This window comes from Pseudomonas sp. FG-3G, assembly GCF_901007645.1.
GTDB lineage: Bacteria > Pseudomonadota > Gammaproteobacteria > Pseudomonadales > Pseudomonadaceae > Aquipseudomonas > Aquipseudomonas rhizophila.
In genome coordinates, this window is the sequence record NZ_CAAKGZ010000018.1 from 165364 (window position 1) to 184845 (window position 19482).

18 protein-coding genes and 1 pseudogene are annotated in these 19482 nt (G+C 56.6%); 7 read left to right on the plus strand and 12 right to left on the minus strand.

From position 1 onward, the window contains the following. Positions 1 to 534: 534 nt before the first annotated feature. The 4 genes from PSEUDOMOFG3G_RS09080 to PSEUDOMOFG3G_RS09095 all read right to left on the minus strand — a co-directional run bounded on the left by PSEUDOMOFG3G_RS09080 (position 535) and on the right by PSEUDOMOFG3G_RS09095 (position 3059). Entirely contained in the window at positions 535 to 939 is a 405-nt protein-coding gene (locus tag PSEUDOMOFG3G_RS09080) for a nuclear transport factor 2 family protein (protein ID WP_139049681.1), read from the minus strand. Further along, a complete protein-coding gene (locus PSEUDOMOFG3G_RS09085) occupies positions 929 to 1300 on the minus strand; it encodes a Rid family hydrolase (RefSeq protein WP_139049682.1) in 372 nt (123 codons plus the stop codon). The genes PSEUDOMOFG3G_RS09080 and PSEUDOMOFG3G_RS09085 overlap by 11 nt, the downstream gene beginning before the upstream one ends. Positions 1301 to 1364: 64 nt before the next feature. Next, complete coding sequence (gstA, locus tag PSEUDOMOFG3G_RS09090; RefSeq protein WP_139049683.1) at positions 1365 to 1976, minus strand: glutathione transferase GstA; 612 nt, start codon at positions 1974 to 1976, stop codon at positions 1365 to 1367. Positions 1977 to 2132: 156 nt separating this feature from the next. Then, positions 2133 to 3059 carry a LysR family transcriptional regulator gene (locus tag PSEUDOMOFG3G_RS09095; RefSeq protein WP_171061345.1) on the minus strand — a complete coding sequence of 309 codons (927 nt, stop codon included), beginning with the start codon at positions 3057 to 3059 and terminating at the stop codon, positions 2133 to 2135. Between PSEUDOMOFG3G_RS09095 and PSEUDOMOFG3G_RS09100 the strand changes: the two genes are divergently transcribed. Continuing rightward, entirely contained in the window at positions 3046 to 4533 is a 1488-nt protein-coding gene (locus PSEUDOMOFG3G_RS09100) for an MFS transporter (protein WP_139049684.1), read from the plus strand. The two genes, PSEUDOMOFG3G_RS09095 and PSEUDOMOFG3G_RS09100, sit on opposite strands and share 14 nt — an antisense overlap. A gap of 124 nt (positions 4534 to 4657) precedes the next feature. Here PSEUDOMOFG3G_RS09100 and PSEUDOMOFG3G_RS09105 read toward each other — a convergent pair whose 3' ends face one another. From PSEUDOMOFG3G_RS09105 to PSEUDOMOFG3G_RS09130, 6 genes are all read right to left on the minus strand, one after another. Beyond that, a complete protein-coding gene (locus PSEUDOMOFG3G_RS09105; RefSeq protein ID WP_139049685.1) occupies positions 4658 to 5224 on the minus strand; it encodes a UbiX family flavin prenyltransferase in 567 nt (188 codons plus the stop codon). After that, positions 5211 to 6719: a UbiD family decarboxylase gene (locus PSEUDOMOFG3G_RS09110; protein ID WP_139049686.1), complete on the minus strand. Its 1509-nt coding sequence runs from the start codon at positions 6717 to 6719 to the stop codon at positions 5211 to 5213. The genes PSEUDOMOFG3G_RS09105 and PSEUDOMOFG3G_RS09110 overlap by 14 nt, the downstream gene beginning before the upstream one ends. Positions 6720 to 6784: 65 nt before the next feature. Beyond that, positions 6785 to 7207, minus strand: coding sequence for a DoxX family protein (locus PSEUDOMOFG3G_RS09115; protein ID WP_139049687.1), 423 nt, complete (start codon positions 7205 to 7207; stop codon positions 6785 to 6787). A 15-nt stretch (positions 7208 to 7222) separates the two neighbouring features. Beyond that, on the minus strand, positions 7223 to 8257 hold the full coding sequence (locus tag PSEUDOMOFG3G_RS09120) for a hydroxyacid dehydrogenase (protein WP_139049688.1): 1035 nt from the start codon (positions 8255 to 8257) through the stop codon (positions 7223 to 7225). Then, entirely contained in the window at positions 8254 to 9126 is an 873-nt protein-coding gene (locus tag PSEUDOMOFG3G_RS09125) for a TauD/TfdA family dioxygenase (protein WP_139049689.1), read from the minus strand. Before PSEUDOMOFG3G_RS09125 ends, PSEUDOMOFG3G_RS09120 begins: the two co-directional genes overlap by 4 nt. A 26-nt stretch (positions 9127 to 9152) precedes the next feature. Continuing rightward, positions 9153 to 10448 (minus strand): aminotransferase class I/II-fold pyridoxal phosphate-dependent enzyme, encoded by a 1296-nt coding sequence (locus PSEUDOMOFG3G_RS09130; RefSeq protein ID WP_257220690.1) that lies wholly within the window; start codon positions 10446 to 10448, stop codon positions 9153 to 9155. 173 nt (positions 10449 to 10621) lie between these two features. On the opposite strand from PSEUDOMOFG3G_RS09130, the gene PSEUDOMOFG3G_RS09135 reads away from it, so the two are divergent. After that, positions 10622 to 11476: a transcriptional regulator GcvA gene (locus PSEUDOMOFG3G_RS09135; protein WP_139049691.1), complete on the plus strand. Its 855-nt coding sequence runs from the start codon at positions 10622 to 10624 to the stop codon at positions 11474 to 11476. A gap of 430 nt (positions 11477 to 11906) precedes the next feature. On the opposite strand, the gene PSEUDOMOFG3G_RS09140 is transcribed toward PSEUDOMOFG3G_RS09135, so the two are convergent. After that, positions 11907 to 12620, minus strand: a complete 714-nt coding sequence (locus tag PSEUDOMOFG3G_RS09140) for a LuxR family transcriptional regulator (protein ID WP_139049692.1) — start codon at positions 12618 to 12620, stop codon at positions 11907 to 11909. A gap of 388 nt (positions 12621 to 13008) precedes the next feature. Between PSEUDOMOFG3G_RS09140 and PSEUDOMOFG3G_RS09145 the strand changes: the two genes are divergently transcribed. The 5 genes and pseudogenes from PSEUDOMOFG3G_RS09145 to PSEUDOMOFG3G_RS09165 all read left to right on the plus strand — a co-directional run bounded on the left by PSEUDOMOFG3G_RS09145 (position 13009) and on the right by PSEUDOMOFG3G_RS09165 (position 17971). Continuing rightward, complete coding sequence (locus PSEUDOMOFG3G_RS09145) at positions 13009 to 13218, plus strand: acyl-homoserine-lactone synthase (RefSeq protein ID WP_257220691.1); 210 nt, start codon at positions 13009 to 13011, stop codon at positions 13216 to 13218. 133 nt (positions 13219 to 13351) lie between these two features. Further along, the gene (locus PSEUDOMOFG3G_RS09150; protein WP_139049693.1) at positions 13352 to 13951 is read left to right on the plus strand and encodes a histidine phosphatase family protein; all 600 of its coding nucleotides are present in this window, start codon (positions 13352 to 13354) and stop codon (positions 13949 to 13951) included. Next, positions 13945 to 14259: pseudogene (locus PSEUDOMOFG3G_RS09155) on the plus strand (transposase); the annotation flags it as partial. The gene PSEUDOMOFG3G_RS09150 and the pseudogene PSEUDOMOFG3G_RS09155, both read left to right, overlap by 7 nt. Before the next feature lie 628 nt (positions 14260 to 14887). Continuing rightward, positions 14888 to 16579 (plus strand): molecular chaperone HscC, encoded by a 1692-nt coding sequence (locus PSEUDOMOFG3G_RS09160; RefSeq protein ID WP_139049694.1) that lies wholly within the window; start codon positions 14888 to 14890, stop codon positions 16577 to 16579. 6 nt (positions 16580 to 16585) lie between these two features. Next, the gene (locus tag PSEUDOMOFG3G_RS09165) at positions 16586 to 17971 is read left to right on the plus strand and encodes a J domain-containing protein (RefSeq protein WP_139049695.1); all 1386 of its coding nucleotides are present in this window, start codon (positions 16586 to 16588) and stop codon (positions 17969 to 17971) included. A 382-nt stretch (positions 17972 to 18353) separates the two neighbouring features. On the opposite strand, the gene PSEUDOMOFG3G_RS09170 is transcribed toward PSEUDOMOFG3G_RS09165, so the two are convergent. Continuing rightward, a complete protein-coding gene (locus PSEUDOMOFG3G_RS09170; RefSeq protein WP_139049696.1) occupies positions 18354 to 19406 on the minus strand; it encodes an alpha/beta fold hydrolase in 1053 nt (350 codons plus the stop codon). Positions 19407 to 19482 lie beyond the last annotated feature (76 nt).

Consider the following 19482-nt stretch of genomic DNA (forward strand, 5'->3'; position numbering starts at 1 on the left):
ACTTACCCGTCCGGCATGTTGTTGACCTGCTCTCGACTTGGCTGGCGGTGAGGTTGCTGCTCACAGCAGGAGCAGCTTCACGACCCCATTTAGTTATCCAAGAAGTCCGTGAGTAACTGTCCAGACCGGACGCTTTCCGCCCGACTGGCTATAGGTAGAAAGAAATGGCACAGCCCGGAATCCCGCCTTCTTAGTCCTTGAAACACCCCAAAAACAAGTCCAGAATTAAGTCTTTTCCTGCCCCGGAAAGAAAAGAAACCCGTTAGATTTCAATGGGTCGGACGCCCGATACGAGTCTCGTTTCCCGCTCCAAGATTCAGAAAAAAGCCACTCAGATGAGTGGCTTTTTTTTTGTGCGCTGAGAATGCCTTAGCGCTGGATACACTGACTGCTGAATGTTCGGACATTTCAGTGGGGGGGCATTCATTAAGTTCATTGGTTGGCTCAACGCCATGAGACTTGACCCCGCTCGCGCACCGATCTCGCGGGGGCACGATTAAGGGCTATTCGACCTATGGGCGTGCGTCGGATCGCTCACGATGTCTCGAGTACCACGGCCGGCTTGAGCGGTGTCGCCTGGTAGACCAGTAGTTGCCATTGCTCACCGGTTTTCTGCCACGCCGTGAGCGTTCGATTGTGCAGATGTTTTCTTATTCCTCCGGAGGTGACTATGGTGACCATTTCACCTAACGCGATCGCTAGATCACCCACCCGCGTCACCTTGTCGATCTGATGATTGAGGGTGTGATAGATGAACTCCCGAGAACGGCATTTCTCAAGATAACTCTTGAGATCGTCCACCACACCAGTGGCGTGGATGTAGGTCAGGTCTGGGTGGAACAAGTAGCTGAAGATATCCAGGTGCCCGCCGAGCATGGCGGCACTGCGTTGAGCCTCACAAGTCCGAATGACCAGGTCGATCTGATCGTTATGCGTCATTAGCCGTTCCTCGCGCCGCAGTGACGATGATTTCAATCAGAAGTTTGCCGCCTAGATCGACACCGTAGCAGGCACGCTGGGGCCAGTGCTGGGGGTTGTCGCCGATCCATCCGGCCCAGATTTCATCGACTGTGGATTTGCTGCCCATGTCTGCCAGCAGCACCTGAGCCGATAGCATGCGCGAAGCGTGAGAGCCAAGGCCTTTGAGGCTGATGCTCAACGCGGCGAGGGCTTGGTGAGTCTGGCCGACGATGTCCAGTGAGGTGTCCGCGGAAGTTGCCACGGTGTAAACGATATCTGCGTAGGCGCAGGAACGGCTACGTCCTGCGTGGCCGCTTGGGACGCGTTCAATTGTCTGCATAGGGGACTTCATCCAAGTTGAAGTAAGGCAGAAGCTAGCATCGACCAGCTTCTGTCATCCGTGATTAAACCGGCTGCGTTGCTTCTTCTGCGGCAATGGCGGCCTGCACGCTTGGACGTGCTTCCATACGCGCCATGAACGACGCCAGTTCAGGCCAGTTCTTGATGTCGATATTGAAGAACGGCAGCCACTTCAGCACCGTGAACAGGTAGGCATCGGCCAGGCCGAAGGCGCTCAGCAGGTAGTCTTTGTTCACCAGGCTCTTGTTCAGGTAGTCCAGGCGCTTAAACAGTTTCTGGCGGAAGATTTCTTTGGTGGGCTCAGGGATATCGGCATTGAACAGCGGTGCGCTACCGCCATGGATTTCTGAGGTGATGAAGTTCAGCAGTTCCTGCAAACGCGTGCGCTCCCAGGTGCCGTTGGCCGGTGCCAGTGAGTTGCCCGGAACCTGATCGACCAGGTATTGCACGATGGCCGGACCTTCGGTCAACACTTGGCCATTATCCAGCATCAGTGCGGCGACGTATCCCTTTGGGTTGATGTCGCGAAAGTCACGCCCGTCTGCCGTTGCTTTGGTCTTGTTGTTGACTCGGATCAGTTCGAAAGGCAGGCCCAGCTCACGCATCACGATGTGTGGCGACAGGGAACAGGTCATAGGGGCAAAGTACAGTTTCATGTGTATCTCCTTGTTAAGCGGGCGACGCGTGCCCGAACGTGTTGCCGTTCCAGGTCTGAAACGGCTGCGAGCCTCGTTCCAGACATATTGGTGCCATGTCATCGAACGGTAAAATTACGATTTTATGCACCCATCATTAGGTGCTCTTATGTCGATTCAGGCGACTTTCGCTTCAGTACTGCGAACCGTCATCGGGATGTCGCTGCCGAGGGTCGATTTGCGAATTTCATTGAGAAACGCCTGGGCAGAAGGCGTGTTTTCGCCGGCGGGTGAGCAAACCAGGCCGAACTCGCGATAGATCGGTTTGCTCAATTCGAAGACCCGCATTCCCCGGCGATCAACCGGCAGTGTCGAAGCCGGTACGATCGAAATCCCCATGCCTTCACTGATCAACGCAAACGCGGTGGTCCAGTCGCGTACTGTGATCTTGACGTCCTTCAGCTTGAGTCCTTCACGTTCTACCAGCGACTGACCATTAAGGTAGCAGCCGCCGGTGGCGAGGATGAACGGCTCTTCCACCAGATCCTTGAGCGCGACGGTGCTGTGTGAGGATTTGCGCGCCAGGTCATGGGTCGCGGGTATTGCCGCCACCCATGAATCGCGGCCCAGCAACAGCGCACCACGGGAAGGGCAGGGATTCATCACGACGCCAAGATCGATACTGCTGTTGGCCAGCCATTGCTCAACTTCTTCGTCGGTGCCTTCGAGCGAAACGATTTCTATGCCTGGATGCAGCCGACTGAAGCCTTGCAGCAACGGCGGCAGCAGGTTGGCAAATACGGAAGGAAAACTTGCGAGTTTGATTCGTCCCAGGTGACACCCGCGCGACGCATCTACCAGATTCTGGATCGATTCGAATTCGCTGAGCATGCGGCGCGCGCGGTCGATGATCTGCTGCCCGATGGCTGTCGCGGTGGTCTGACGACGGTCGCGCACGAACACTTTTACGCCCAACGCTTCCTCCATCTGCGTCAGGGCTTGGCTTGCGCCCGACTGGGTAATGCCATAGCGCTCAGCGGCGCGAGAAACATTTTCGGCGTCAGCCACGGCGACCAACAGGCGCCAATGCATGAGGTTCATCATTTCAGTAGTTCCTCTTATGTTCGGGTATTCGAGATTTAATTTTACGAAGTGCGCTCACCGCCTCAGGATCGCTCCTGAATACACAGTGAGGTGTTGGAAAGTGGGCAAAACCCTATCAATGGATCTGGTGGCCAGACCCGCCTCGGCGGCGCCTGTTCTGGTGAGCGTGGCGTTGAGTTCATTCATGGTTGCGCTGGATGCCACAGCGCTGAATGTCGCACTGCCGAGCATTGGGCGTGACCTGGCAACGGGGATGGATCGGCTGCAATGGATCGCCGGCGCCTACACTTTGGTATTTGCCAGTCTGCTGTTGTCTGCCGGTGCGTTGAGCGATCGGCTGGGGGCGAGGAAAGTTTTTCTGTTTGCCCTGTTGGTGTTCACGGGTGCATCGATTGCCTGCGGATCGGCCCACGGCGTTGTCGAGCTGATTGCCGCGCGGGCGGTGCAAGGTGTCGGTGCGGCGCTTATGCTACCCAGTTCTATGGCATTACTGGTCGAGGCGTATCCTGATCCCAAGGCGCGGGCCAAAGCTGTTGCCTTGTGGGGCGGGATTTCAGCGCTTGCGCTGGTGAGCGGTCCGTTATTGGGCGGTGTGCTGGTGGAGCTGGTCGACTGGCGCTCGATTTTTTATCTGAACGTGCCGTTCTGCCTGATTGCCCTGGTGTGCTGTGCGCTACGCAGCAGTGTCATTGCCATTCAGCCGTGTTCGATTGACTGGACGGGGCAAGTGCTTTCGGCACTGGCGCTGGTGTCGCTAATCTTCGCGTTGATTGAAGGGCCGGTATGGGGCTGGGAACATGCGTGGGTCATCGCGACATTGCTGCTAGCGCTGATCTCGGGCGTGGCGTTTATCTATTCGCAGCGGAGACGGCGCGAACCGATGTTGCCGTTGCACCTGTTTGAGTCGAGAACTTTTTCTGCCGCGATAGGCGCCGGATTTCTGCAAACGCTGGCGTACTACGGCAGCCTGTTTGTGCTGCCATTCGCGCTGCAGGGGCAGGGCCGAACACCTGTGGAAATCGGCGTGGCGATGATCCCGATGACAATTGCGACTGGCGTCATGGCGAGTCTTTCTGGGCGGCTGTCGAACGCCTTCGGTGCCCGTTCAGTCGGTGTCGCAGGCATGTTTTGTGGAGCGTTCGGGGCTGCATTGCTGGCGTTGTTCGGAATGGAGAGCATTAGCCTGATGCTCGGGGGGCTGTTGATCGGGCTGGGCGGTGCGACCTTGCCGGTGATCGTCGGCGCTTGCCTGGCGAGTGTGCCGAGCGGCAAGATCGGCGTCGGCTCTGGAGTGCTCAATGCCGCTCGCCAATGTGGCGGGGTGACGGGGATTGCTTTACTCGGCGCTACGCTCGAAGGATCGGGACGCGCCACTGGCGCCCTGTCGATTATTGCGCTGTCGTTTGCGGCTGCAGCAGTGCTGACCGTGATGCGGCTGTACACCGACGAAGTCGATGTCGTGAGTGAATGCTGACCGGCGCGCTCAAGCTCGCCGGTGAGTGTTTCGATGAATCGATGTTGCGTTGGTCCAGATTGTGAAAGAGCGATTCGGCAAGGCGCCGAGGCACACTTACCGAAGATGCAGCTAAAAGTGACGTTCAACCCCAGCGACGTACCGTCCCGCTATCAAGGCCCAACAAATCGAGCATGCGGCCGACCGTATGATCGACCATGTCTTCGATCGATTGCGGCCGGGCGTAAAACGCCGGTACCGGCGGCATTACGATGCCGCCCATTTCACAGGCCTGAGTCATGCTGCGCAGGTGCCCAAGATGCAACGGCGTTTCCCGCACCATCAGAATCAATGGCCGGCGCTCCTTGAGCGTCACATCGGCGGCACGACTGAGCAGGCTGCCGGTGATGCCGCTGGAAATCTCCGAAAGACTTTTGATTGAGCACGGAGTCACCACCATACCCAATGTCTTGAACGAGCCACTGGAAATCGATGCGCCGATGTCCGCCGGATCGTGTACGACACTGGCAAGCGCTTTGACATCAGCCACTTTCATATCAAGTTCGTGAGCCAGGGTGACTTGGGCCGATTTGGTCATGATCAAATGAGTAGCAATGCCCAGTTCGCGCAGCAGCACCAATGTGCGCACGCCGTAAATTACGCCGCTGGCACCGCTGATGCCGACCACGATGCGTCGTTCAGGGCTGCTCATGGGAATCCACCACGTTGTCGAATACGCTGACCAGCGGTGCTTCGCCGGGAAGACCCAAATCGGTCCAGCGTTCGCGCACTCGTTCGTAGATCGAGGGGCGCAACAGAGTGCGCGTCGGGAAACTGTGAATGTTGCGGTAATCCTTGCATGCGTTGATCAAGGCCTTGGAGCCGAAGAAACGTTTCTCCGGCGGATTCTGTGCCGGGTCCAGCGGCGAGCCGCGGGTGTTGCGCAGAATGTCGATGTCATCGCTGGGGGTGGCGCGCGTAGCCATGGCCCATAGCACCTGATTCATGTCGGTGGGATCGACGTCTTCATCCACCGCGACGATCCATTTGCTGATGTATGCGCCGCCGGGCACTTGACTGGCGAGCGCCAGCGCTTGCGCCGCATGTCCGGCGTATTTCTGTTGAAGACTGATGATGATCATGCCGAACGCTCCGGCAGCGGCGGGCGGGCAATACACTCCTTGGATGCCCTGGATCCCGAGTTTGTCGAGGTCGCTCCAGATCTTGGCCGAGCGGATGGTGGAGAAGAACGCGCTTTGCTCGTTCGAGGGGAAATCAGCCATCAGCGCATTGGTCAGAATCGGACGGGTTCGGTAGTGTAGGGCGGTAACTTCAATCAGCGGGCAATCGATGTCCTTATAGCCGTAGTAGCCGGTGAACTCGCCGAAAGGCCCTTCTTCACGGGTCGAGCCGGGACGAATCAAACCTTCGATGACAATCTCCGCCGCGGCCGGAATAAGCAGGTCGGAGTTTTTCGCGCGTACGACTTCAACAGGTTTGCCTTTGATGCCGCCGGCAAAATCGTATTCGCTGACGCCAGGCGGCAACGATTGCGAACCGACCACCATCATCAATGGGTCGACACCCCAGGCTGCCGCTACGGGCAGCGCTTCACCCTTTGCCCACGCTTGATGAATATGGCGCAGGGCGTCCTTGCCCGGTGCCAGCGACAGGCCGACCTCGCGAGCCCCCTGGATCATCATCCGATAGGTGCCGACGTTCAGGTAGCCGGACTCCAGATCCCGGGTGAACACCGCATCCGCTGTACCGGCGTAGGCTCCGCCATCCCTTGGCCAGTGTTTGGGGATCGGCAGGCGGGTGAGGTCGATGTCGTTACCCGTGAGTGTGTTCTGGTAGATCGGCGCGGCTTCAGCCGAGATTTCAAGCGGAGCTATGCTGTGTTTGAGCTTTTCTTTGGTTCGCCGGATTAGTTCCATGGTCGGTGTATCTGGAGCCTCCTCAAGGGTGATCGCGGTGCGCGCCACGCTCGGACCAAAAATGTTCCACAAATGACGCAAGCCCAGTGGCGAGTCCGCTTGGTCGAAGAGCACCGCAGGCGAGGTGGTTTGGCGGGCCACCAGATAAGTGATGGCGCTCATTTCTTCAATCGGGTCGACGGCTTGCGAGACGGTTTGCAGTTCGCCGATCTTTTCTGCTCGTGCCAGCCAGTCTCGAAGGTCGGTAACTGGTTCAATCAGTTTGTTCATCTTGTGTATCCGCGGGGACTGAATAGAAAAACGACGGGCGCATTTGTGCGCCCGTCGTCAGAAGATCAACGTTTGTCGATCGAATATTTACCCGGCCCCAACAGGCAGAGGAAAAGGAAACCACCGGCAATGCTCACGTTCTTGAAGAAGTGCACGAACAGCGTGTGATGATCGGCCGGATTGGTGGTGTTCCAGAACGCATGACCGATGATTCCGGTGCCGATGGTGTACAGCACGAAAATCGCTGCAATTGGCCGGGTCCAGAAGCCGAATAGCAGAGCCAGCCCTCCGAAGAACTCGACGATGGTGGCGACTATTGCGGTGAACTCAGGGATCGGCGCGTTCACCGATTTCAGGTAGGTCACGAAGCTTCCGTGGTCCGTGACATAGGTGAAGCCAAAGTAGCCATAGAGGATCAAAATCATAATCCGTGCTATGAGGATCATTGCGTCGCGTTGGTCATCGAACAGCTGATAGCGTAGGTACATTCCATTGCTCACAAGTCAGATTGGGTAAGGGATGGTGTCGGCGGATTTAGCTTTGTCCAGGTGAAACGCTCGGTGAAACACCTGTGGGTTCACTGCGTTTTCGTGGATTGGTTTAGCGTCGAAAACGTCGAGTACGTTGCCGGCTGCCAGTTTCGCCATGCGGCTGACTGCCTCCTGGGAGACCCCGGCCAGGTGCGGCGAGCAGATCACGTTGTCGAGGCTGGGTAAGCCGCTGTCGTGCGGTGGCGGTTCTGGCAGGAACACATCCAGCGCAGCGCCAGCGATGCGCTTTTCGACCAGAGCCTGATGGAGCGCCTTCTCGTCGACGATGCCGCCACGCGCGGTGTTAATCAGGTACGCCTGTGGTTTCATCAAGGCCATACGCTCGGCGGACAGCAAGCCGATAGTTTCGGCGGTTTTCGGGCAGTGCAGGCTGACGTAATCGGCGCTTGCCAATCCGTTTTCCAGCACAGCAACCGGCTCCACGCCGTGGGGCAACTGCTGTGGGGAGAGGTATGGGTCGTACACCTTGACCCGCATCCCTAACGCCATGAGCAGCGTAGCGACACGAGTACCAATCCGCCCGCAACCGACGAGCAGCACTTCGCGGTCTTCCAGTTCACTGGGCAGGTAGTCGTAGCGATGATGCCAGTCGCCGTTGCGCACCAAGTGGCTTAGCGCCTCGGTCCGTTTCGCCAGCGACAACATGAAACCCAGGGTGTGCTCGGCCACTGCCCGGTGATTGGCGTTGGCGCAGACCATCACCGGAATTGCAGCCTCGGTCATTGCTGGGATATCGACCGCATCGAAGCCGACACCTATCCGCGACACGACCTCCAATCCTACTGCCCTTTGCAACTCGGCGGCGCCGAATCGGGTCAGCCCGAGGATCACGCCGTGCACGGCATCGAAACTCTCGAGCAAGGCCTGGAACTGGCCCTGCTCGATCGTATTGGCGAACTCCACCACTTCGATATCGTCACGCTGGCGCAGCATCCGCTTGCCTTCGGCACCCAGAATATGGGCGATCAATACGCGCTTCTTGCTCATGCGACGCGCTCCTGTAACGCATTTCGGGCAAAGAACTCGCCGTCATTGACGCCAATGCGAAACATCACCCGCTGGGCATTCCGCGACAACTCGGTTGCGCAATGCAGCACCGAACGGTTGTCCCAGATCAGCAGGTCGTTTGGCTCCCACTGGTAGTTGAAGATCCTCTCTGGGCTCAGTGCGAACGCGAAAAGCTCATCAAGCAAGGCCCGACTCTGCTCTTGCGAATAACCACTGATGCGCGTGGTATAGCCCGGATTGACGTATAAGCTTTCGCGCTGAGTACGCGGATGCACGGCAACCGTGGGGTGGGTGCTGGCCGGGAAGGTCTGTTCCAGACGAGTGAAGATTTCCTGGATAGACTCCCCGACATCGTCCTCCTTAACTTTGTAAGTCCAGCGCACGTCATGTACGGCCTGACGATTGATGACCCGCTCGTAAAGATCCTTTGGCAGATCGTCATACACCGACTGCATATCCACGAACAACGTATCGCCACCTGTCTCGGGAAGCTGTTGTGCGTGCAGCATGGTCAGGGGCAGCGGTTCGGCCAGATAGCTGGAATCGCTGTGCCACATGTTTCCGAGCTTGCGCGCTCCGACCGCACCACCGCCATTGCGGTTATTGATCACCAAAATGTTCGGGTATGCCGGGTCGTGGTAACTCTTGAGCTTGAACTGTTCGAGTTCCCCGAAGCACGTTGCAAACTGTTGATAGGCTTCACGGGTCAACGTCTGGTTTTTCAGTGCCACCACTTTACGTTCATATACCAGCTCCTGAATGGTACGAATCTCGTCCAGAGAAGCCATGTTGATATCGAAATCCGTTATCGCCGTGACGAAGGTTTCCGCCAAGTCCGTTCGCGTCATGTTGAGAGTCTCCTGTACGACATCAGTCAATCGGCTAGCGCGGGCTGGAGTAGGGCCGTGGCAGAGGCGCTATCCCGATTCGAATCGCTGCTTTTGAGCATCAGGCTCAGATCGAGGATATCGGCCGGGTTGTGGGCTGAGGTGACGGACATGCGCAATGCTGCCTGACCACGTGGCACGGTCGGGAAGAACACGACTGAGGTGTAGTGCCCCTGTTGCAGAAGGTACTCGCCCTTGGCGATGGCTTCCTCTTCGTTACCGATGCGTACGATCCGGATCGGCAATTCGCTGCCGCTGGTCTCGGTCGGGATCAGATTGTCAAACAAGTTCATGTTGTTGCGCAGCGCGCGTTGCAGTTTGTGCAGCTCCGGAGTGGCATGGATCTCCGCCGACGCCAGTGCTGCACCCACGGCCGCCATGTTCGGTGCACAGGAGAAGCCATAGGTCGGTGCATAGCGACGGATCGAGTTCTCGATGTGCTTGGTGCCAAGCATCAACAGACCGCCCGCTGCGCCATAGCCTTTACCCAGGGACGCGGCCACGATGGTGTTCTCATCCAGTCCGTCCAGTTGCGAACGGACAAAGCCCTCACCGTGCTGGCCGACTACCGAGATGCCGTGGGCGTCATCCAGATACACGAATAAACCGTACTTGTCCTGCAGGGCACGCAGCTCACGAACCGGTGCCGCGCCGCCCATCGAGTAGGCACCATCGCCCACATAGGCGACTTTGCGGCCCCCCCGGCACAGACGCTCCAAGTGGTCGAGGTCGTTGTGCTCAATGACGATCACGTCGGTTTCTTCGCGTAGAACTGGGATGTGGTACTGCAGAGTCACGTGGGCGAAACGGTCAAAAGCGATCAGCGGTTTCTCACCGTTGGTAAACAGGCCTGCTGCCAGCAGCGGCAGGGCGCCCATGTTAGCGGCGGCCACGGTCGGGAACACCACCACGCCGTTTACATCGAACAGCTTAGCGAGGGTGTGTTCCAGGCGTACCAGTGGCTCGGCGGAAAGGCGTGTGCGGGCTACAGAAAAATGCGCCGACGGGATTTCATCCATCGAGGCCTTGGCGGCGGCGAGCACTTTTGGGTGGGCGTCCAGGTTGAGGTAACCGCAGCGGGTGTAGTCGATCACTTCCTTGCCGCTGGTGGCAATTTCTATGCGGCGATTGTCGAGCACCCGACATGAAACCCCCATCAGACCTTTTTCATACGCAGCGTCGAAATGTGGACGGCTGATTTCAGCCATTCTCGATGCATTGCGAGCTTTGAGTTGTGGAGCTTTTTCGTCCGGGCTGTTGTTAATTTCAACTGTATTCTTCACGGCGATCTCATCCTTTGAGTGGTCGTTTTCAAGCCGTTGTAGCTTGAGAACGACGCAAGGATCCGCGACCTCTGAAACATTTTGCAAAGGACTTCTTCAATGCTACCTTATGACAAAATCTCATGAGCATTACAGAATCTTATGGCTGTTAGAATTCCTTCCCTGCTCGCCATATGAGTTTTACCAAGGCTGCCGAGGAGCTCAATGTCACGCAGACGGCCATCAGTCATCAGATCCGACGACTTGAAGATGAACTGGGTATTCGCCTGTTTCTGCGGCTCAAGGATGGTCTGGCGCTAACCACCGAAGGTCATGCTTATTTGCCTGGCATTCGCTCGGCGTTTCATGAATTACGCTATTCCACGGAAATGTTGCTCGAGTCGACCAACAACAGCGCATTGACTATTAGCACCCTGGTTTCCCTGGCGTCTAAGTGGTTGTTGCCCCGCCTGGCATCCTTTCAAGATGCTTTTCCCAACATTGACGTGCGGGTCACTGCGTCAACCGAACTGGTCGATTTTCGCAAAGGTGGGATCGACGCCGCTATCCGTTACGGGTTCGGCGACTGGAAGGGGTTACGGGCGGACTGGCTCATGTCCGACGAGATATTCCCTGTGTGCAGCCCCAAGCTCCTGACCGGTCAAAAAGCCTTGAAAAGCCCGGTCGATCTGGCCAGCCACACGCTTTTACAGGTCAGCGGCATGACCAGCAACGACTGGAATATGTGGTTGAGCGCAGCAGGGCAACCGAAGAAACTCGCCGAAGGCACGCGGCTAACCTTCGATCTGGCAATGATGGCAGTGCAGGCTGCCATTGACGGGTTAGGGGTGTGCATCGGGCGCTCCACCTATGTCGATGATGATTTGAAGAGCGGTAAACTGGTTGCACCATTCAATCTCAAGTTGAAGTCCGATCTGGGATTCTACTTGGTGACGCCGTTGGAAATTGCCAACTCGAAAAAAGTCGTAGCATTCCGTACTTGGTTGATTGATCTGGTGCGGAGCGCAGAATCAAAGTCACCTACATAAATCAATATATCAGCTCTGCATTTTGTTGTTGGTGAGTCCTGCCTCAGCGTTGAAAATTTCGGTATTCGCAGGAAGGGCGATTCATATTACCCATTCCGGGGCTAGGCCACCGTTGGGGCTTGGGAGCAAGCGTGACCTTATTTACTAGTTGTAAAAAGCGATCAACAGGCTTGATACATTATCCTGTCGTATCTATTGATAAGCTCCATGAAAAATTCGAACGAATCATGGAGGACTGAAGACCTGGAGGTCATGTGGGTATCCGCGCGCAGCACCGAGGACGGCAACTTTCGAGGCCTCGACAACCAGGCCTTCGGCGCGATGTTCCCTACAGCCTGGCGGGCCATGCGTGGGCCTGGGCTATCAACGCATGAGCGGCGACGACCCATGAGAGGCGTGGTCATCATTCGAGCTTCAGAACATTTTCGTCTCAGGACAACAAGCCAGATAACGACGCCTTGACCGCCGCTTCAGTCTTGTTCGACGCCCGCAACTTGCGCATCGCATTCACCAGATGGAACTTCACCGTTCGTATGTCGATGTTCAGGATGATCCCGATTTCGACATAGGTTTTTCCCGATGCCGTCCACCTGAGAATTTCCTTCTCCCGGGCGGTCATTGGTTTGTAAGTATCGACCATGGTTTTTGCGGAGAAAAACTGCGCCATGGCCTCATGTACCAGATGAGTCAGCCAAATCAGCTTGGTCTCTTTGCTTTCCATTTCCTGTATTGAAATGCGTTCGCTTGAGCGGGAGACGGAGAGCAGACCGATCGAGTTATGTTCACGCCGCGAAGAAAGGCACCAGCCATGGTTGAGGTTGTAATGCCGCGCTTCTTCCCAGAACCCGCGCCCTGGATTTTGCTGCTGCGCAGACCAGCGCAATGGAATCGAACGGGTCAGTCCATGTTCAACGGTGGGGTCTTGGGAGAAATAATCGCCGGCAATGTACTTTTTTTCCCAGGCGTCCGGGTAATTTGAAAGCAGAAAATATTGCGCCGACGCTAACGGCGAACTTAGTCTTAACCCATAAGAGCAAAACTCGAAGCCTAAGTCTGTTGTAATTTTAACGAGCTCGTTAAATAGCTGGTTTTCGTAAGTACAGCCAGCCACAAGCGCTATAAAGTCTTCACGCCAATCAATCACCAATATTACCTTCCGTGGTCAGCGCTCTTTCGTGATAAGAGCTGGGCTCATTATACAGGATTAAAACGCTGTCGGGAGATGTAGTGGCCTTCCGATGGTAATCCTTCAGACCGATAAGGCCCGCAGCCCGACGCTTCCAAACATTCGGCATCGCCGATGCGTCTAGACAGAGCAATAGCGGGCAGATTTAATGGCGCATTTTTTAGTACGGAAGTGCCAGGAAAGCTGGCAAGAGACGGCATTATTCTTTTGTCGTAGATACAATTCGGTATTTACAAGGAGTACCTTGTGGCGACTCGCTGATTTACCTGACCTGCCCATTCGGGCAGCTACCCACAAAGAGCCCGGTTTGTTGTACTGGCGGAATAATCTTCGTCAGGAGGTAGTGATGCTGGCCGCGGTAACAGGGACTGTTAGTGATCTTTTGCCAGGAATGGAAACTGCTCTGGCTAAATATAGATATCAGGTATTCGTTAAAGAGTTAGGTTGGCCTTTGCCCTGTGAAAAAGGGATTGAATTAGATGCCTTTGATCATTCTGACACAGTGTATGTCCTGGCCTGTGATGATAATCAGTGTTGTTCAAGGATTACTTCGTAGGGCATCAGTTCGTATTGCTGTGCGCCGTTTTTCCTCTCGCGCTGACCCTGGCCGAAGCGAAGTCCCCTCACACGTGGGATACACCGTTCTTGTTCATGGTCGGCAATGCCATTGTCACCGGAGTCTATTTACTGTGATTTATTTGATACGCCACGCCACCCCCCTGATCGACTACGGACGCTGCGGTGCTGTCTCGGCCAAAGTGCTGCTGGATGAGTACAACCAGACTTCGTCGATCGACGAGGCCGAAATTGCCGACTTCCTGAGCCGTGCGGAGTTGTCCGGGCCGCTGATGACGCCAGGGCTGAACATCATTTCATCGCCGATCAATCGAGCCTATGCCACGGCCTGCCGGCTGTTCGATGCCGGACGTATCCGGCAAGACAACCGATTGAAGGAGTTCGACCTGCGGCTGGGTCGCGTGCCTTTGTTGAAGATGGGCTTGAGGCAATGGTTTGCCTTGCATCGCGTGCTATGGCTGATGGGTATTTCGTTGGGGGCCGCATCCCGAAGATCGGAACACCTGCGTGCCGTGGGGGTGGCCGATGAGCTTTATACCGCGTGCACTACGACCGGGGAGACCACGGTCGTGGTCTCCCACGGTATGTTCCTGAGGACCGTGCGCAAGACGCTGCAAAGACAGGGCATGCAGTTCCGTACGGTGTATCGCTCGGGGTGTTTTACGGTTGAGGCTTTGGCGCCAGGAAAAGGACCCGCCGCGAGCGTTTGCTGATCGAGATGGATCAGGTGGTGCCCTGGAAAGGCCCGATTGCATTGATTGAACCGCACTATCCGAAGGGCGAAGGCAGTCGTACGGCCTATCCGTTGACGATCATTCATGCACCGAGTTCGACCAAGAACAAGGACGGTAAACGTGATCCTGAAATGCATCAGACAAAGAAAGGAAACCAATACTATTTCGGAATGAAGTCGCACATTGGCGGGGATGCCGACTCCGGTTTGGTCCACGGCGTGATCGGCACGGCGGTCAATGTCGCGGATGTCGCCCAGGTTGATCGGCTGCTCGATGAAGGCGCTGTCGGCCTAAAAAATACTGATTTTGGCCCGTCCTAGAGGCTGTAAAAGCCGCACTGATGTGCTCCAGGTTACAACCGATGCGACACGCAGTATCAATCGTGCAATCGCTCAGCCAACGGGTGTCGATAATCCAAGACGTTGAGGTCGTGATCGTTTTTACACACTCTGGGCCGAAAGCAGCCAATTGTGAGTTGACCTGTGAGCAGGGGGAAGGAGTAGCAGCCAGCAGGCGATTTTTGGGTTAGGGCTCGTCTCGAATTGGTCCTTTGCAATTGATACTTAGCGCGGGCTTTTGACTGTTCCTAGGGCCGGTTTACATGCCGGCGTGAGTGGATGAGGTGATTACTGCGCAGGGTTTGTATAAGGTCGTCGCGATTTTGGGTACCAGCACGAGAGAGCATGTTGGCGATTGCTCGCAACGCGGTGAGGATTAGTGTCTGGTATCGCTGGCGTACTTGATTGATGTTGGTTATGTTCTCCGATCCCGCAAAAGGTATTGCGGACGGGTTAAAGCCACCATTAGCTCTGCCGATAACTCCGACCGTGAATCCGTAACCGCGTCCAGTGTAATGTCTGGGCCTACGACCAAGGTCCGCTGCTGGGCGGTCGCCTCATTTAAGGATAAGTGACTGTGATCATAGGTATCGACCTGGGCACTACCAACAGCTTAGTGGCTGCTTGGGATGGCGAACGCGCCAGGCTACTCCCTAATGCCTTGGGCAATCTTCTCACACCCAGCGTGGTTGGCCTCGACGACCACGGCCAACTGATCGTCGGGGAAATTGCCCGCGAACGGCTGCATACCCACCCGCACCTCACTACGTCTCTATTCAAGCGTTATATGGGCAGCGCCCGTGAAACGTTACTGAGCGGGCGCGCTTACCGTGCGGAAGAACTCTCGGCGATGTTGCTGCGCAGCCTCAAGGCCGATGCCGAGCGTGCTTTAGGCGAGCCTGTTCACGAAGCGGTGATCAGCGTACCTGCGTATTTCAGCGACGCCCAGCGCAAGGCCACCCGTATTACTGGCGAGTTGGCCGGACTGAAGATCGAAAAACTAATCAACGAGCCCACCGCAGCTGCCTTGGCTTATGGACTGCAAGAGCGAAACGAAACGACTTTTCTAGTGTTCGACCTCGGTGGTGGCACCTTCGATGTGTCCATCTTGGAGCTGTTCGAGGGCGTCATGGAAGTGCGCGCCAGCGCGGGGGACAACTTTCTTGGGGGTGAAGATTTCGATGACCGGCTCGTGGAGCATTTCATCGCCAAAATCGGTGTCGCTGATCTCCCCGACATAACCCTCCCAGCCATAGCACAGCGGTTGCGGCGTGAGGCTCAGCGGGTTCGTCATGCATTGGGGCAAGCGCAAGTCGCCCACTTTATCCTTCGCGAGCAAATGCGGGAGTGGAGTCTGGAACTGACCCAGAATGACCTGGCGGACATTGTCCAGCCTTTGTTGGAGCGCCTGCGCACGCCGATCGAACGTGCGCTGCGCGATGCCCGGATCAAGGTCGCGGATCTGGACGAAATATTGTTGGTGGGCGGCACCACGCGCATGCCCCTGGTACGTAAGTTGGTCGCGACTCTGTTCGGGCGAATCCCGGCAATGCAACTCAACCCGGACGAGGTTGTTGCGCAGGGAGCGGCCATCCAGGCGGCGCTGCAGGCGCGCCATGCTTCCCTCGAGGAAGTGGTTCTTACGGATGTATGCCCCTATACCTTGGGGATCGAGACCGTAGTACAGCTAGGCACCGATTACCAAAGCGGTCACTACCTGCCAATCATCGAGCGCAACACTGTGGTGCCCGTGAGCCGCTCCCGTGACGTGTCGACCGTCAGCGATAACCAGAAGGTGGTCAGGCTGGGTATCTTCCAGGGCGAAAGCCGGTTGGTGGCCAACAACATTTTCCTCGGTGAACTGGAAATTCCCGTACCACCACGCAAGGCCGGCGAGGTTACGCTGGACGTACGCTTCACCTACGACAATAACGGTTTGCTCGAAGCCCAGGTGCATTTGCCCATCAATGGCGAAACCCGCCGGCTGGTTATCGAGAACAATCCTGGCGTACTGGCTCCCGAAGAAATCGCGCAACGGCTGGCCGCCCTCGAAGCGCTGAAAGTGCACCCGCGCGACCAGCAGATCAATACCCTGCTGCTGGCTCGATTGGACCGCCTTTATCAAGAAAGCCTTGGCGATGGCCGGCAGTACATCGCCGGGCTGGCGAACCATTTTCAGCAAGTGCTCGATACCCAGGATGAACACCGGATCCGTAAAGCCCGTGGCGATGTTATCCAGCGCCTTGCTCATTTCGAGCAAGAGGGGTAAGCCGTCATGAGTCATTGGCAAGTGCTGGGCCTCACCCCGGACGCGGACGAGCGCAGCATCAAACGCGCCTATGCACGGCTGCTCAGAATCCACCGCCCAGACGAAAACCCCAATGAGTTCCAGCGCCTTCGTGAAGCCTATGAAGCCTCGTTGGCCGAGGCGCGCTGGCGTGCGCAGGCCGGAAGGAAAGTCGTTTACGCCCCGTCAGCCGTAAGCGCGTCAACTCCCGAGCGCTACCAGCCGGCGGAAGATCCCACGCTGGTCATCCACAGAGAGCGCGTCGATATTCCAACTACCGCCAGCCCACCGGAACCGTCCCTGGGCCAGATGCAGCAGTGGTTGACTGAGGGCAAAGATCGTCAAGTAATGGACGCGCTACGCCTCTGGCTGGCCAGCGACTGGCTATTGCCGTTCGAGCGCCGGCAGCAGTTCGAGCAGAACATATTGGATTGGCTCGAATCCGCAGAGGGATGGTCGCCAGCCTTCTTCGATGGGGTGTGCCAAGTGATGGGCTGGGACGAAACCCAGGGCAACCTACCCTGCGAGTACTGGCGCTGGGATCGCCTGATCCGGCAGTGCGAGGCACAAGCCTTGTCAGAGACCGTACTCAGTGATTTGGCCAAGTTCGACGACGATAAAATCCACGGGCAGGCAGCCGCTATGCTGTTCAAGCCCATGACTGACGGCCGTCGTCGTGAAATGGCCGACGGCTTTAGCGCCCTGGACTGGCAACGTTTTGCAGAGCTCGGCCAAGCCATCGAATATCAATATCCTGAAGTGCCCCAGCGTCTTGGGTTGCAACCACTCGACAACTGGCGGGATTGGTTACCGCCCACTAGCTATCGAGGGGTCTACCTATTCCTGTGGTTGGCAATGTCTGCAATTCTTGTCGCTTCGGGGATTATCGGGCCGAAAAAGAACGATGTGCTGGGCGTGGTGGTTTTAATGCCGCTGATGATCTTGTTCGTGAATTGGATCGGCATGAAGGCATACCACGTTTGGGCTATGGTAGCTGTGGTAGCGGGCCGCCTGGATGTGCTGATCAGTCGATGGTTATTCCCGCGCCGCTGGTACCGGCGAGGCGCTGGGCTCCTATTGCTGCGCCACGTACTCCCCAGCGCAGTGCCCGCAGCCCTGGCATGCTTATGGTCCAGTGATGTCCTGTGGCTGCGGTGGGCAAGCCCAGTGGTGGTGTTCCTCGGTACGATCTACTTCACGAATGGCGCACTGAGCGGCGGCAGGGCTTCAATGTGGACTCGAGCATTACGAGCGCTAAAACTGAGGATCGGACGGTTGCCTTGGCACCTGTTGAAACGCGAGGGCCTTCTGGCTGTGATTGCAGTGGCGGTGATGGCTGCCACAGTCTATTTCCGTATGAAAGCTGTTGTTTAGGACGGCACGCGCAGTGGCTGACTGATTGTATTCGATTGCTACCCGCCAAGCGCAGCTCTGATCAATCACAGTCGACCGTATGAGTAAGTAATTTGCGACGAAGTGCCGTGTAGAGGCGGGCCACACTCAACTCGCATAAGGGTTCGTTTATTTCGCTTTTGATACCTGCTGAAAACAATTCCAGAATCGAGTCCTATCCTGCTCCAGGTATCTCGTCCTGGTTTGAACCGTGTTTGATAGCTTTCTTGATACGCACGCTGAGGGTCTGCTTTTGGCCGAGGCTGTGTAGAAACGTTTTGATCGTAATAGGTGGCTGGATTCGACACAAAAATTGGCTCCTACGCAAATTTCAGGTCTGCTGAGTTGCCGAGTGCCAGCAATCCTAGAGCTCCACTTTGTTGTTCGCGGACTGCGTCAAAAACTCGGTGATCAGTGACGTAACCTGCTGTTGAATTACCTCGCGCGGGCGAGCATTGTCGCCATCCCCGCAAATGATCCCATCGCCAGGAATGTCCTCTTCGAGCAATGCCACTGCACCTGGTTTGCAAATCGGCAAGAAGCTGAAATGGCTGGCGTCACTGATCTCGACATAGCGGCTGGACGCTTGGGGCAGGCGTGTGGCCAGGTTGGCGGACTCCAACTGAGCAGGCAGTTCCACCGATGGTGCACCGGCAGCGATAACCAGCACCGGCACCGGCAGTGCCGCAAGGCTCTCATCAGTCATCCCGCGCGAGAGTCCCAGGTCCAAAGAAACCACAGCGGTGACCCGTTGATCGCGCAAATCGCCGGCCAGACCAGCCTTTAATACCGGAGTACCCTCCGGGTTGATCTTTTGATAAATGGTACAACTGGATAACTGCGGATGGAGTTCGCAGTCACGGGCAAATAGGGCTGGGTCGAAACGAGCGCCGGCGATCTCCATTGCAGTCCAGCCGCCTAGTGAATGGCCTATTACAGCAATTTGATGCTTTGTGGTCACGCCAAATTTTTCAGGTTGAGTGGTGACCGCCTCAATGGCCCGATGCAGGTCAATGGGCCGCTGCCATAACTGCGCGGCCGCTTGCGGGCTTCGATCATGGGTCGTGGTGCCGGGGTGGTTGACCGCTGCGACAATGTAACCTTTATGGGCCAATGCACTCGCCAACCAGTTCTGATTGTTCCAATTGCCTCTGAATCCATGGGAGAGCACCACCAATGGGTGCTCGCCAGCAGAGGGCGGCGCGTTGCGAACCGCAGAAGCACCGACAAACACCACATTGTCGCCGATCAACTGTGGGGTGGCGGTCGTTGTGCTGGGATACCAGACGACCATCTCCAGCGGACGCTCATTGCGTGGGTCCGGTAGGGTGTAGGATTGGAAGCCGACAGAGTTGACGTCAGCGAGAGCGCTGGTCGTCAGACACGTTAAAAGCAGGGCGCCGAGAGCTGTTTTCAATGGGTTGTCGTCCTTGATTTAGACAGGGGTTCAGAACTTGGAACCCACCGATAGCGTGCATCACATCTCGCAAATT

What these genes read in the sequence shown, in the direction of transcription:
- PSEUDOMOFG3G_RS09080 (WP_139049681.1), bottom strand. Translation starts at nt 939, where the DNA reads ATGACGCATAACGATCAGATCGACCTGGTCATTCGGACTTGTGAGGCT.
- PSEUDOMOFG3G_RS09085 (WP_139049682.1), bottom strand. Translation starts at nt 1,300, where the DNA reads ATGCAGACAATTGAACGCGTCCCAAGCGGCCACGCAGGACGTAGCCGT.
- gstA (WP_139049683.1), bottom strand. Translation starts at nt 1,976, where the DNA reads ATGAAACTGTACTTTGCCCCTATGACCTGTTCCCTGTCGCCACACATC.
- PSEUDOMOFG3G_RS09100 (WP_139049684.1), top strand. Translation starts at nt 3,046, where the DNA reads ATGAGGTTCATCATTTCAGTAGTTCCTCTTATGTTCGGGTATTCGAGA.
- PSEUDOMOFG3G_RS09095 (WP_171061345.1), bottom strand. Translation starts at nt 3,059, where the DNA reads ATGATGAACCTCATGCATTGGCGCCTGTTGGTCGCCGTGGCTGACGCC.
- PSEUDOMOFG3G_RS09105 (WP_139049685.1), bottom strand. Translation starts at nt 5,224, where the DNA reads ATGAGCAGCCCTGAACGACGCATCGTGGTCGGCATCAGCGGTGCCAGC.
- PSEUDOMOFG3G_RS09110 (WP_139049686.1), bottom strand. Translation starts at nt 6,719, where the DNA reads ATGAACAAACTGATTGAACCAGTTACCGACCTTCGAGACTGGCTGGCA.
- PSEUDOMOFG3G_RS09115 (WP_139049687.1), bottom strand. Translation starts at nt 7,207, where the DNA reads ATGTACCTACGCTATCAGCTGTTCGATGACCAACGCGACGCAATGATC.
- PSEUDOMOFG3G_RS09120 (WP_139049688.1), bottom strand. Translation starts at nt 8,257, where the DNA reads ATGAGCAAGAAGCGCGTATTGATCGCCCATATTCTGGGTGCCGAAGGC.
- PSEUDOMOFG3G_RS09125 (WP_139049689.1), bottom strand. Translation starts at nt 9,126, where the DNA reads ATGACGCGAACGGACTTGGCGGAAACCTTCGTCACGGCGATAACGGAT.
- PSEUDOMOFG3G_RS09135 (WP_139049691.1), top strand. Translation starts at nt 10,622, where the DNA reads ATGAGTTTTACCAAGGCTGCCGAGGAGCTCAATGTCACGCAGACGGCC.
- PSEUDOMOFG3G_RS09145 (WP_257220691.1), top strand. Translation starts at nt 13,009, where the DNA reads ATGCTGGCCGCGGTAACAGGGACTGTTAGTGATCTTTTGCCAGGAATG.
- PSEUDOMOFG3G_RS09165 (WP_139049695.1), top strand. Translation starts at nt 16,586, where the DNA reads ATGAGTCATTGGCAAGTGCTGGGCCTCACCCCGGACGCGGACGAGCGC.